Consider the following 11,836-nt stretch of genomic DNA (forward strand, 5'->3'; position numbering starts at 1 on the left):
TCTGCGGCGAGCGCGAGTGAACGCAGCGCGCCGGGCGGGGCGCGGCGCGCCGTACGGGTGAAGCGCGATCGGGGATATATCTGTATTTAGTGCCCTTTGCCTGTAATGCCTCACCCGGGCCCCGGACCCCCGCCCCCCGCGGGCGCGGGACGCCCCTCGGGGCCGTATGACCGCGCTCATCGTCTGCCACTTCGTCCTGGCCGCCTGCGCGCGACCGCTGGTACGAGCGCTGGGCACGCGCGCCTTCATCGTGCTCGCGCTGCCACCGGCCGCCGCCACCGTGTGGGCGGCCACGCAGTGGAACACCGCCGCCTCCGGCGGCTCGGTCACCTGGTCGTGGCGGTGGATGCCGGCGTACGGCGTCACCGTCGATCTGAGGCTCGACGCGCTCGCCGAGCTCATGGTGCTGCTCGCGGCCGGAATCGGCACGCTCGTCCTGCTCTACTGCGCCTCGTACTTCACCGACGGAACCCCGCAACTGGCCGGCTTCGCCGGGAACCTCCTCGCGTTCGCGGGCGCCATGCTCGCCCTGGTCCTCGCCGACGACCTGATCTCGCTCTATGTGTTCTGGGAGCTGACCACGGTCTTCTCGTACCTGCTGATCGGGTACGACAGCGAGCAGAAGCACAGCCGCCGCTCGGCGCTCCAGGCGCTCACCGTGACCACACTCGGCGGCCTCGCGATGTTCGTCGGCTTCCTGATGATCGGTCAGTCGGCGGGCACGTACCGGATCTCCGCCATCCTCGCCGACCCGCCCCCGGCGAGCCTCGCCGTCTCGGTCGCCGTGGTGCTGATCCTGTGCGGGGCCCTGTCGAAGTCGGCGATCTGGCCGTTCAGCCTCTGGCTGCCGAACGCCATGGCCGCACCCACCCCCGTCAGCGCCTATCTGCACGCCGCCGCGATGGTGAAGGCCGGTGTCTACCTGGTCGCCCGGCTCGCCCCCGGCTTCGCCGACGTGCCGGTCTGGCGGCCCGTCGTGATCGTCCTCGGGGCCGCGACCATGCTGCTCGGCGGCTGGCGGGCGCTGCGGCTGAACGACCTGAAGCTCGTCCTCGCCTACGGCACGGTCAGCCAACTCGGCTTCCTCACCCTGCTCGCCGGGGTCGGCAACCGGGACACGGCGCTGGCCGCCGCCGTCATGATCCTGGGCCACGCCCTGTTCAAGGCGCCGCTGTTCCTCGTCACCGGCATCGTCGACCACGCGGCCGGCACCCGTGATCTGCGCAAACTCTCCGGGGTCGGGCGGGCGCTGCCGCATGTCTGCACGGTTGCGGTGCTCGCCGCCGCGTCCATGGCGGCCCTGCCCCCGCTGCTCGGCTTCGCCGCGAAGGAGGCCGCGTTCGAGGCGCTGCTGCACGGTGACACCGCCGACCGCTGGGCACTGGGCATCACGGTGGCGGGCTCGGCGCTGACCGTCGCGTACACCGTGCGGTTCGTCTGGGGCGCCTTCGCCCGTAAGCCCGGGGCCGAGGACACCCCGGTCCACCGGGTCGGTCCGTGGTTCCTCGCGCCGCCCGCCGTGCTCGCGGTCTGCGGACTGGTACTCGGACCCGGCGTCGGCTGGACCGACCGGCTGCTCGGCGCGTACGCGGACGCGTTCCCCCCGTCCGCGCATCCCTACCATCTCGCGCTCTGGCACGGATTCGGGACCGCCCTGCTGCTCTCGGCCGCCGCCATGGCGGGCGGCGTGGTGCTCTTCGCCGCCCGCACCACCGTCACCCGGCTCTCCCGGCGGATCGCCTGGCCCACCGCCGACAGCGTCTTCGGACATCTGCTGCTCGGCCTGGAACGGCTCTCCCTCCAGCTCACCGGCTTCGTCCAGCGCGGCTCGCTCTCCATGTACCTCGCCACCACCCTGCTCGTGATGCTGGCCGGCCAGCTCACCGTCCTCGGCGTGGACCGGCCCTGGCACGGGGCGCCCGCCCCGAAGATCTGGGACTTCCCGCTGCAGGGCGCCATCGCCGTGCTGACCTGCGCGGCCGCCCTGCTCTGTCTCACCGTCAGCCGGCGGATGAAGGCCGTGGTCCTGGCCGGGCTGACCGGATACGGCGCCGCGCTGCTCTTCGTCGTCCAGGGCGGCCCGGACCTGGCGCTCACCCAGTTCTGCGTCGAGACCGTGTCGGTGATCGTGTTCGTGCTGGTGCTGCGACGGATGCCGGTGCACTTCCAGGAGTCGGTCAGCACCTGGCGGCGTGCCGTACGCATTCCGGTCGCGCTGGCCGCGGCGGCGACGCTCGGCGTGGTGGTGTGGGTCGCGGCGGCCGCGCGTACGGCGAAACCGGCGGGCGCGGCCATGGTGGAGGAGACCGCCCATCACGGGCTCAAGGACGTCGTGGCCACCATCCTGGTCGACCTGCGCGCCTGGGACACCATGGGGGAGTCCGCCGTGCTCGCCGCGGCGGCGATCGGCGTGACGAGCCTGATCTATCTGCACCGCCGCGCCGAGGACCCGTCGCTGCGGGAAGAGACGCGGGGACGCACCGCCTGGTCATTGACGGCCCCCGAGATGACGGGACTTCCGCACGGCGACGAAGGGGCACCGGAGCGCGGCTGGCTCGCGGCCGGGTCCACGCTCGCCCCCGAGCACCGCTCGATCGTCTTCGAGGTCGTGGCCCGGCTGCTGTTCCACCCGGTCCTGGTGCTGTCGCTGTACCTGCTGTTCTGCGCCGAGAACATGCCGGGCGGCGGCTTCGTCGGCGGGCTCGTCGGCGGGCTCGCCCTGATCACCCGCTACCTGGCGGGCGGCCGCTTCGAACTCGCCGAAGCCGCGCCGCTGCAGCCCGGACTCTTCACCGGCCTGGGGCTGTTCATCTCCACGAGCGTCGCCCTGCTCGGCCTCGCCGAGGGAACGGTCCTGCACGCCTGGACCCATCATGGCCGGCTGCCCCTGATCGGCGCATACCACGTGGGCACCCCGGTCCTCTTCGACTTCGGGGTCTATCTGCTGGTCCTGGGCGTGGTGCTGGACATCGTGCGCGCGCTCGGCGCCAAGATCGACCGGCAGATCGAGCGCGCGGCGTTCGAAAGGGCCGCCGCCGCGCGCACCGGCACCCCACCGGGAGCCGCACCCGGAACGGGAGGCCCCACCGGATGACGGTGAGCTTCTCGCTCCTGGCCACCGCCGCGGTGCTGTGCGCGGTCGGCGGCATCCTCATGCTCACCCGGCCCCTCACCCGCATCCTGCTCGGCGCGGTGATCGCGGGCAACGGCATCAATCTGCTCATCCTCGCCGCGACCGGATCGGCCGGCCGGGAGCCCCTCCTCTACGGCGTCCCGCTGCGGGAGGTCACCGACCCCCTGCCGCAGGCCATCGCGCTCACCGCGATCGTCATCACCCTCGCCACCACGGCGTTCCTCCTCGCCATGGCCTACCGCGGCCACCAGTTGACCGGCACCGACGAGGTCCACGACGACGACGAGGACCGGCGCATCGCACTGCGCGCCGAGGTGCTGGGGGAGCGGGACGAACTGCGCGAACGGTACCGGGCCGCCCCGGACGTCACGGAAGAGGAACGCGCCCGGTACCGCGAGGAACGCCGCCGCCTGCGGGCCAGGCTGCGGGCCGATCGCGCCCTCCAGGCCCGAGGCCGGTACGCCACCGGAGACCTCTGGCACGACGTACTGGGCGCGGACCCCGAGGACTACGCCCGGAAACGGCCCCGCCCCGACACCGCCCCCGAAGACGACGCCCAGAAACGGCCCCACCCCCACGCCGACCCGGGAGACACCGGATGAACGCACTCGTCCCCCTGCCGGTGCTGCTGCCGCTCTGCGCCACCGGCCTGAGCCTCGCCGTCGGCACCCGGCTCAAGCAGATCCAGCGCCTCGTCAGCGTCGCCGTGCTCACCGCCGTGCTCGGGCTCTCCCTCACGCTGATGATCGTCGCCGACACCCGCGGCCCGCTCTCCGTCCACCTCGGCGACTTCGCGCCGCCGCTCGGCATCACCCTGGTCGCCGACCGGCTGTCCGGACTGATGCTGACCGTCTCCTCCGCCATCACGCTCTGCGTGCTGGTCTACTCCCTGGGCCAGGGCATGGCCGACCGGGACGAGGAAACACCCGTCGCGGTCTTCCACCCCGCGTATCTGATCCTGGTCGCCGGGGTCTCCTGCACCTTCCTCGCCGGTGACCTCGTCAACCTCTATGTCGGCTTCGAGATCATGCTCGTCGCCAGCTTCGTCCTGCTCACCCTCGGCGGCACCGGACCCCGCATCCGTGCGGGCTCCACGTACGTGATCATCTCGCTGTTCTCGTCGATGCTGTTCCTCACCGCCATCGCCATGACCTACGCGGCGACCGGCACCGCCAACTTCGCGCAACTGGCCGGCCGGCTCGCCGCGCTCCCGCTCGGGGTGCAGACCCTGATCCAGGCGATGCTGCTCATTGTCTTCGCCATCAAGGCCGCCGTCTTCCCGCTCGCCGCCTGGCTCCCCGACTCCTATCCGACCGCGCCCGCCCCCGTCACCGCGGTCTTCGCCGGTCTGCTCACCAAGGTCGGTGTGTACAGCATGCTGCGCACGGAGACCCTGCTCTTCCCCGGCAACCGGCTCGGCGACCTGCTGATGGCCGCCGCACTCGCCTCGATGGTCGTCGGCATCCTGGGAGCCGTCGCCCAGACCGACCTGAAGCGGCTGCTCTCCTTCACGCTCATCAGCCACATCGGCTACATGGTCTTCGGTATCGGCCTCGCCACCCGGGACGCGTACGGCGGCGCGATCGTCTACGTCGCCCACCACATCACCGTCCAGACCACGCTCTTCCTGGTGGCGGGACTCATCGAACGCCGGGGCGGCACCAACGAACTCACCCGGATCGGCGGACTGGCCAAGGCATCCCCGCTGCTGGCCGTCCTGTTCTTCGTCCCCGCCTTGAACCTGGCCGGCATCCCGCCGCTGTCCGGCTTCATCGGCAAGCTCGGACTGATGCGGGCCGGCGTCGCCGACGGCAGCGTCTGGGCATGGCTCCTCGTCACCGGATCGGCGGTGACCAGCCTCTTCACGCTGTACGTGATGGCCAAGGTCTGGAACCTGGCGTTCTGGCGGGCCGCGCCCCCGGGGCAGGCCGCGGCCGGCACCGTCCTGGAGTCCGACTCCGACGAGGACGACAACGACGTCGACGAGGGCCCCGACCACATCCCCGGCAGCGGCGACGAACCGGTCCGCCCCCGCCACCAGCCCGCCGGGTTCGCGGTCGCGGCCACCCTGCACGGACACGCCGTCACCACCACGACGAAACTGCCGCTGCCGATGACCGCGGCCACCGCGGCAGCCGTCGCCCTCGGGCTCGCCTTCACCGTGTGCGCCGGACCGCTGACCTCCTACACCGACCGTGCGGCCGCCGAACTCATCGCACGTACCCCCTACGTGGAGGCGGTGCTCGGCCGGTGAAACGCATCGTCAAGCTGTCCTTCCGGAACAAGGACCTGCCGCCCTTCAGCTGCGAGTTCGGCGGGCGGGGACGCGTGCTCGACCTCCCGCTGATCGCCTGGCTCACCCTCATCTGGGTGCTGCTCTGGTCCGGCCTGAACTGGGCCAACGTACTGATCGGCGCGGTCGTCGCGGTCGCCGTCTGCCTGGCCTTCCCGCTGCCCCGGGTCGACCTCGGACTCCGCCTGCACCCCTGGGGCATCCTCATGCTCGCCGGCTATCTGCTCTACGACATGTACACCTCGGGCGTACGGGTCACCCGGCAGATCTTCGTCGACCACCCGCACCGGGCCGCCGTCATCGCCGTACCGTTGCGCTGCCGCTCCGACCTGATGCTCGCGGCCACCGCCGTCGCCGTGTCGAACGTGCCCGGCGGATCGATCGTCGAGGTACGCCGCGCCACGGCCACCGTCTTCCTGCATGTCCTCGACGCGGACAGACCCGCCGTACTCGACGCGGCGCGGCGCTCCGTCTGGCGGATCGAGGAGCTGACCGTACGGGCCTTCGGCACGTCCGACGAGATCGCCCGCGTCGCCGAACCGCCGCCACCGACCGGGCGCGACAGGGGGGACGGCGCATGAGCGCGCCGGAGAACGTCGACCGGGTGCTGCTCACCGCGGCCGTCGTCGTGATCGTCATCGCCGGTGCGGGGCTCCTCACCCGGATCTGGCGAGGCCCCTCCATGCTGGACCGGGCCATCTCATTGGACGTGTGCGCCGCCCTCATCATCGCGGGCCTCGGCGCCAAGTCCGCCTTCGCGCGCGACCCGTTCTATTTCCCGATCATGCTGGTGCTGGCCTTCCTCGGGTTCACGGGGTCGGTCGGCATCGCCCGCTTCATCGCCGCGCGCGACCGGCCGGCGCTGCGGCAGGAGGCGGGCGGAACCGGCGGCGACGGACGCGACGGACGCGACGGACGCGACGGCACGGGCGGGACCGAGGGGGAAGCGCGGTGAACGTCTGGCTCCAGATCCTCGACACGGCCGGTGCGGTGCTGGTGTTCATCGGTGCGGCGATCTGTCTGCTCGGCGTGATCGGAATGCTGCGGCTGCCGGACGTGCTGTCCCGCAGCCACGCCGCCACGAAACCGCAGACCCTCGGCATGCTCCTGGTCCTCGCCGGGGTGGCTCTGCGGCTGCGCAGCGGCATGGACCTCGCCACCCTCGCGCTGATCGGCTTCTTCCAGCTGATGACCGGTCCGGTCGCCGCCCACCTGGTGGCGCGATCCGCCTACCGGACCGGGCAGATCGACCACAGCGAGCTGCTCTTCGACGAACTGGACGAGCAGTTGACCGAGGAGAACTGACACTCTCCCGCGAGGATCTGCGCGCGGGACGAAAGTCCGGCGGCCGGCAGGTACGGCGAGCGGGCGCGGTCCGTACGGGTGACATCGGGGCGGTCCGGCGTCCTGGACACGAACCGGGGGTGCCGGTCAGTCCGTCGGGGTTCGCGCGGCCCGGCGGATGTACTGGTCCGGAGGGGTGCCCACGGTGGCGGTGAAGTCGCGGACGAGGTGGGACTGGTCGCTGTAGCCGAGTTCGATGGCCAGCTCCGCCCAGTCGACGGACGCCCGGCGCATGGCCAGCTCCGCGGCCTCGTGGATCCGGCACCGGTTGATGACCCACTTCGGGCTGAGGCCCACATGGTCGGCGAACAGCCGTTGCAGCTTCCGTGTGTTCATTCCCAGCCGCTCGGCGAGATCGCCGACCCTGGTCAGGGACCTGTCGGCGACGATGAGGCCGACCACGGCGTTCAACGGCCCGGTCGCGGGCAGGGGCTGTGCGTCCAGAGAACGGAAAAAGGTCTCGACGACGGCCGTCGCTCCGTTCACGTCGTCGGCCTCGGCCAGCACACGGGCCAAGTCGTCTGCCTCGGCGCCGAACACGGCCGACGCCGCGAACCGCTGCCCGGCGACGGCCGACACCCGGCCGCGCAGGAAGGGCCGGAATCCCGCCGGCCGGAATTTGACGCCGAAGACCTGACCACGGCGCTCCAGCCGTCGCACGAACTCATGCGGCGAAATGGCCTCGATCGTGGCGGCACCGGCCTCGAACACCAGATGTACGGCGGCGTGCGGGATCACGCGCTGCTCGTAGGACTCCCCGTCCGGCATGTCCCAACGTACGACCCAGTAGCAGTCCACCGCCCAGGCCAGGTCGGGTGAGGGCGTGTGCCGGGTCAGCTTGAAGTGCTCGAATCCCGCGCGGGGGTCGACGATGCCGCGGGTGTCCTGATCGGTCGGCCGAGTCACCGAACCATGCTAACGAGGCCGCAGTGTCGTGTTTCTTCTAGACCGCATCCCCGGCCCCGCCTAGGCTCCCGCGCATGAGTGAAGTCGATCTTCTTGCGGGTGTGCTGTCCAAGACCGGCGACGTCATCGAGGGAGTCGGAGCCGACCAGCTGAGCCTTCCGACGCCGTGCGACGACTACGACGTCGAGGCTCTGATCAATCACATCGTCGGGTGGCTCCTCGTGTTCGAGGCCGGCGCCCAGGGCCGGTCCCACGACGCCGACACGGCGAACCACAGATGCGGCGCCGACCCCGCCCGCGAGTTCCGCGCCGCCGCGGCCGGCGTCGTCGAGGGCTGGGAGAAGTACGGCTTCGACCGCCAGGTCAGCGTCACGGGCGGCAAAATGCCGGGCGAAACGGTGTTCAGCATGACCCTCATGGAGTACCTGACCCATGGCTGGGACCTGGCGGTCGCCACCGGGCAGCCGATTCCCTACACCGATCAGGAAGCGGCAAAAATCCTGGCCCGCGCGGAGGCCACCCTGCCGCCGCAGTACCGCGGCGAGAACATGCCCTTCGGCCAGATCGTTCCCGTCGACGCGGACGCGTCGGCCGTGGACCGGCTCGTGGCATTCCTCGGACGCCGGCCGGTGCCGTCCCCGGCGCGGTAGCCGCTTCTCCCGGACACGGCCCAGGATCCTGCGGCAGTTACCCCGGGATTACACGACAACGACCCCGGCAATACATGCCGGGGTCGCCCTTCCGGGCCGTGCACGTGAGCGTGCACCAACCCAAACCCCATGCTACGCCTTCGAGGCATTTCCGCCATAAGGCGTCAATGGTGCGGACAGTGCGAAGTTGCGCGAACCCGTCATCCTCGCCCACATGCTGCTCCGTGTTCCGCAACACCGCCGTCCCGATCGGTTTCTCCCACGTGCGGGTGGTGCCCGCGACTAGCCTCCGCATCATGCTGCGTATCACCGACACCCGCACCGGTCACCTCGTGGAGATCCCCGCCGCACCCCGCCGCCTGCTGCGCAGCTGCGTCCATCTGCCGGCCATCGGCACCGGGGTCGGTCCGGTGTATCTGCGGGTGCCGCTGGTGGGTGACGTACTGGCGCGCACCGCGGAGCTGAACGGCCTGCAGGTCGTCACGGTCCTCACCACCCCGGAACTGACGCACGATCAGGCCCGGGCGCTCGACCGCGTCATGGCGGGGCTCGGCATCCATCCCCCCGTCGTTGTCGGAGCTCACCATCCGGGCGCGGCACTCGGCGGCCCCGCCGACGTACACGTGTTCGCCCAGGGCGCCGATATGAGCGACGCCATGGGCGGGGTCCGGATCGATGTGGGGCAGGTCGGCACGGAGCCGCTGGACGAGGGCGTACCCGACCCGGGCCACCTCCTCGCCCCGGATCTCCCGGACGTACTCGTACCGGAGGTCGCCGATCCACTGGCGGTGCGCCTGCTGTTGCTCGGCAGCCCCTACGGCACGCCGGTCACGGTCACCGGTGGAGCACTGGCCGACGCCCGGCGGACACTGCGGCAGTGGCGTCAACAGGTGGCTGACTGGGCGCAGGAACCGTCCAGGCCGATCCCCGCCGACCTGCTGCGGCAGTCACACGAGGCGCTCGTCGACGATCTCGGCGTCGACGCCGTCCTGGATCTGATGGCCGAAGTGGCGGGACGGTCCGACGTGCCGGCCGGTGCGAAGTTCGAGACCTTCGCCCATCTCGACCGCGTCCTCGGCCTGGACCTCGTCCGCGACGTCGGCCACCAGAGCCGTCCGTAACGGCCCGCCGGGCACGTTCCAGCCGTGGCGGTCGCCCCAGTCGTTGTGGAACAGCGGCACAGTGATGCCCTGTTCGACGACGGCACTCTGCAGCTTCTCGATGTAGTCGATGTGCTTGGCCGGGTTGTCGATCTGTTCGTTCTCGACCTGGTAGGCGGTGACGCTGCCGACGCCGTCGTTGCGCGGGAAGCGATGGGTGGTGGCCGCGGCACCGGGAATCCGTCCGGCCGAGTCCGTGGTGCTTGCGGAGACCGGCAGCGGTGCCTGCGAGGGACAGCACGAGACCGGTGGCCGGGCCGCCGACGGCCGCCCGCCGTCGTGAGACGCGCGGGCGGCCTCGCAGCCGGTGGGAATGCTTCGTCATGAACGCCCTTTCGCTGGTGCGCTCATGGGGCGGTTCATCCGTGCGCGGGGGCGGGGACCTATCGCAAGCGGCTCTCCGCCTGCGCGAGGAAGGTGTCGAGCACGCCGTCACCGACCTTGGGCTGGACTCTGCCCCAGGTATTGCGCGGCGGGTCGACCCGCACGGCGCGTGCCTGTTCCCGCAGATTCCGTGATGCGGTGAGCAGTTGTGCGGCCGTGTTCTTGTCGCCCGCGCTCCAGGCGTCGAGTGCGTCGAGCATCGTCACGGCTGCGTCGCCCCACAGCCGGGTGGCGTCGAGCCAGGGCCCGGCGTCGGTGACGAATCCGGGCTGGACGGCGCCCCCGCGGATGACCGCCGGCGCGTTCCGGATCGCGGTTGCGTACGGGCGCAGCTCGTGCACGGCGTCGGCCCGGTCGCCGGAGTCCCAGGAGGCCCAGAACTCCGCTGTCCGGTGGGCGAGTTCGGGAGCCTGCGGCTGCCAGGGCGTGGCGCCGAAGGTGGGCGCCAGGTGTTCCAGGTCGCCGAACACCAGCAGGGCCTCGGTCGCCGCCCGGTCGCCGCCCGCGAGGTAGGCCATGGCGCGGCGCCCGTTGGCGCGTGCGTCGTACGCCGTGTCGTTCCAGGTGAAGTCGGCCGTGCCGAAGACGGCGACCTTGCTTGCGTACGGCTGGTTCATGGGGTTGGCCACGATGCCGGTGAGATGGGCGGAGAGTCCTGCCTCACGCTTGTCGTACGGCGCGAGGAGCAGCCGTCCGCTGGTGTTCCCGTAGTCGTTGACGGGATAGTTGTCCCACACGAACACCTTGCGTCCGAACAGCTTCGCCGCCCCTTCGGCCTGCTGGTCGGTGATGCTGGGCGGCACGACGTCGGTGCCGGTCCACATCACCTCGATCGCGGGGTCCAGCGTGGTGCGCAGGGTCTGCTTGTAGGCGGTGTCGGTCAGGTCTCCGTACTCGGTCGGCACCATCTGCAGCGGCTGCGCGCCCGGGTGGGTGGCGATGAAGGTGTGCTGTACGTCGTTGAGGAGGTCGGCCTGGGCCCTGGCGGCCGCCTGGCGGCCCGGCTCGCCGAACGCCGCCTTGTCGCCCGCGCAGTTCCAGCGGGTGTAACTGATGTCGTCCAGCGGGATGGAGAACGCCCGCGTGCCCAGGTCGTACATCGCCTGGAGCTTGGCGTCGAGGTCCTTGCGGTGGGCCGGGTCGGAGTAGCAGATCGACTGGCCGGGGGAGACCGCGAAGGTGAAGCGGACGTGGTTGGCGGTGGCGCGCCGTACCAACTCGCCCAGTTCCGCGAGCTTGTCGGCCGGGTAGGGGTCGCGCCACTTGCTGCGGTGGTACGGGTCGTCCTTGGGCGCGTAGACGTAGGTGTTGGCCTTCACGTCGCCGTAGAAGTCCATCTGGTCCAGCCGTTCGGCGTGTGTCCACGGCTGTCCGTAGAAGCCCTCGATGGTGCCGCGCAGCGGCATCGAGGGGAAGTCGGCGGCCTGCGCGCCGGCCACCTTCCAGGAGTCACCGGCGCGTACGAACAGCTGGCGCAGCGTCTGTACGGCGTAGAACTGTCCGGTGGCGTCCGTGCCGCCGAGGGCGATCGCCGATCCGGGCCTGTGCGCCGAAACCCGCAGGGCGTAACCCTCGGCGTGGTCGGGGGCGGCCGTGGTGCCGAGTTCGCGGGCGACGTCCGGGCGGGTGGCGGGCCCGAGTCGCACGGTGAGCAGGCCCGCGGCGGCCGGGGGCACGTTGCCGGGTGCGACGACGTCCACCCGCCCGGCGCCGTGCGCCTTGAGCTCTGCGACCAGGCGGTCGAGGGCTGCGGCGTCGGTCCGGTCGTCGGCCACGACAAGCACACGGTCCGTGACAACGGCGTCGGAACCGGAGCGGCTGATGGACTGCGGGTTGGGTGAGACCGGTGGGAGGGCGGCAGTGCCGCCCGGACCGGCCGCGCGGGCGGAGCTGGAGGGTGATGCCAGGCACATCACGGCGGTCGCCGTGGCCAGCAGGCAGGCGACCGATGTCATGTCGCGACGTC

At 71.2% G+C, this 11,836-nt stretch carries 11 protein-coding genes; 9 read left to right on the plus strand and 2 right to left on the minus strand.

From position 1 onward, the window contains the following. Positions 1-166 precede the first annotated feature (166 nt). From ACFVV1_RS09435 to mnhG, 6 genes are read left to right on the plus strand one after another with little or no spacing between them, the layout of a single operon-like run. Positions 167-3,094: a Na+/H+ antiporter subunit A gene (locus ACFVV1_RS09435; RefSeq protein ID WP_389986943.1), complete on the plus strand. Its 2,928-nt coding sequence runs from the start codon at positions 167-169 to the stop codon at positions 3,092-3,094. Continuing rightward, positions 3,091-3,735, plus strand: a complete 645-nt coding sequence (locus ACFVV1_RS09440; protein ID WP_389986946.1) for a Na(+)/H(+) antiporter subunit C — start codon at positions 3,091-3,093, stop codon at positions 3,733-3,735. The genes ACFVV1_RS09435 and ACFVV1_RS09440 overlap by 4 nt, the downstream gene beginning before the upstream one ends. Beyond that, positions 3,732-5,387 carry a Na+/H+ antiporter subunit D gene (locus tag ACFVV1_RS09445; protein WP_389986948.1) on the plus strand — a complete coding sequence of 552 codons (1,656 nt, stop codon included), beginning with the start codon at positions 3,732-3,734 and terminating at the stop codon, positions 5,385-5,387. The genes ACFVV1_RS09440 and ACFVV1_RS09445 overlap by 4 nt, the downstream gene beginning before the upstream one ends. Further along, on the plus strand, positions 5,384-6,007 hold the full coding sequence (locus ACFVV1_RS09450; RefSeq protein ID WP_389986951.1) for a Na+/H+ antiporter subunit E: 624 nt from the start codon (positions 5,384-5,386) through the stop codon (positions 6,005-6,007). The genes ACFVV1_RS09445 and ACFVV1_RS09450 overlap by 4 nt, the downstream gene beginning before the upstream one ends. Next, positions 6,004-6,381, plus strand: coding sequence for a monovalent cation/H+ antiporter complex subunit F (locus tag ACFVV1_RS09455; protein ID WP_389986956.1), 378 nt, complete (start codon positions 6,004-6,006; stop codon positions 6,379-6,381). The genes ACFVV1_RS09450 and ACFVV1_RS09455 overlap by 4 nt, the downstream gene beginning before the upstream one ends. Next, complete coding sequence (mnhG, locus tag ACFVV1_RS09460; RefSeq protein ID WP_389986959.1) at positions 6,378-6,731, plus strand: monovalent cation/H(+) antiporter subunit G; 354 nt, start codon at positions 6,378-6,380, stop codon at positions 6,729-6,731. The genes ACFVV1_RS09455 and mnhG overlap by 4 nt, the downstream gene beginning before the upstream one ends. Positions 6,732-6,857: 126 nt before the next feature. Here the strand turns inward: mnhG and ACFVV1_RS09465 are convergent, their stop codons facing one another. Continuing rightward, positions 6,858-7,676, minus strand: a complete 819-nt coding sequence (locus ACFVV1_RS09465; RefSeq protein ID WP_389986962.1) for a DUF6597 domain-containing transcriptional factor — start codon at positions 7,674-7,676, stop codon at positions 6,858-6,860. A gap of 74 nt (positions 7,677-7,750) precedes the next feature. Between ACFVV1_RS09465 and ACFVV1_RS09470 the strand changes: the two genes are divergently transcribed. From ACFVV1_RS09470 to ACFVV1_RS09480, 3 genes are all read left to right on the plus strand, one after another. Beyond that, positions 7,751-8,326: a TIGR03086 family metal-binding protein gene (locus tag ACFVV1_RS09470; RefSeq protein WP_389986965.1), complete on the plus strand. Its 576-nt coding sequence runs from the start codon at positions 7,751-7,753 to the stop codon at positions 8,324-8,326. Positions 8,327-8,622: 296 nt separating this feature from the next. Continuing rightward, positions 8,623-9,447: a hypothetical protein gene (locus tag ACFVV1_RS09475; protein ID WP_389986968.1), complete on the plus strand. Its 825-nt coding sequence runs from the start codon at positions 8,623-8,625 to the stop codon at positions 9,445-9,447. 157 nt (positions 9,448-9,604) lie between these two features. Next, positions 9,605-9,769 carry a hypothetical protein gene (locus tag ACFVV1_RS09480; RefSeq protein WP_389986971.1) on the plus strand — a complete coding sequence of 55 codons (165 nt, stop codon included), beginning with the start codon at positions 9,605-9,607 and terminating at the stop codon, positions 9,767-9,769. 100 nt (positions 9,770-9,869) lie between these two features. On the opposite strand, the gene ACFVV1_RS09485 is transcribed toward ACFVV1_RS09480, so the two are convergent. Continuing rightward, positions 9,870-11,783, minus strand: a complete 1,914-nt coding sequence (locus ACFVV1_RS09485; RefSeq protein ID WP_389987326.1) for a beta-N-acetylglucosaminidase domain-containing protein — start codon at positions 11,781-11,783, stop codon at positions 9,870-9,872. Positions 11,784-11,836 lie beyond the last annotated feature (53 nt).

Source organism: Streptomyces sp. NPDC058092, assembly GCF_042884935.1.
Taxonomy (GTDB): Bacteria; Actinomycetota; Actinomycetes; order Streptomycetales; family Streptomycetaceae; genus Streptomyces.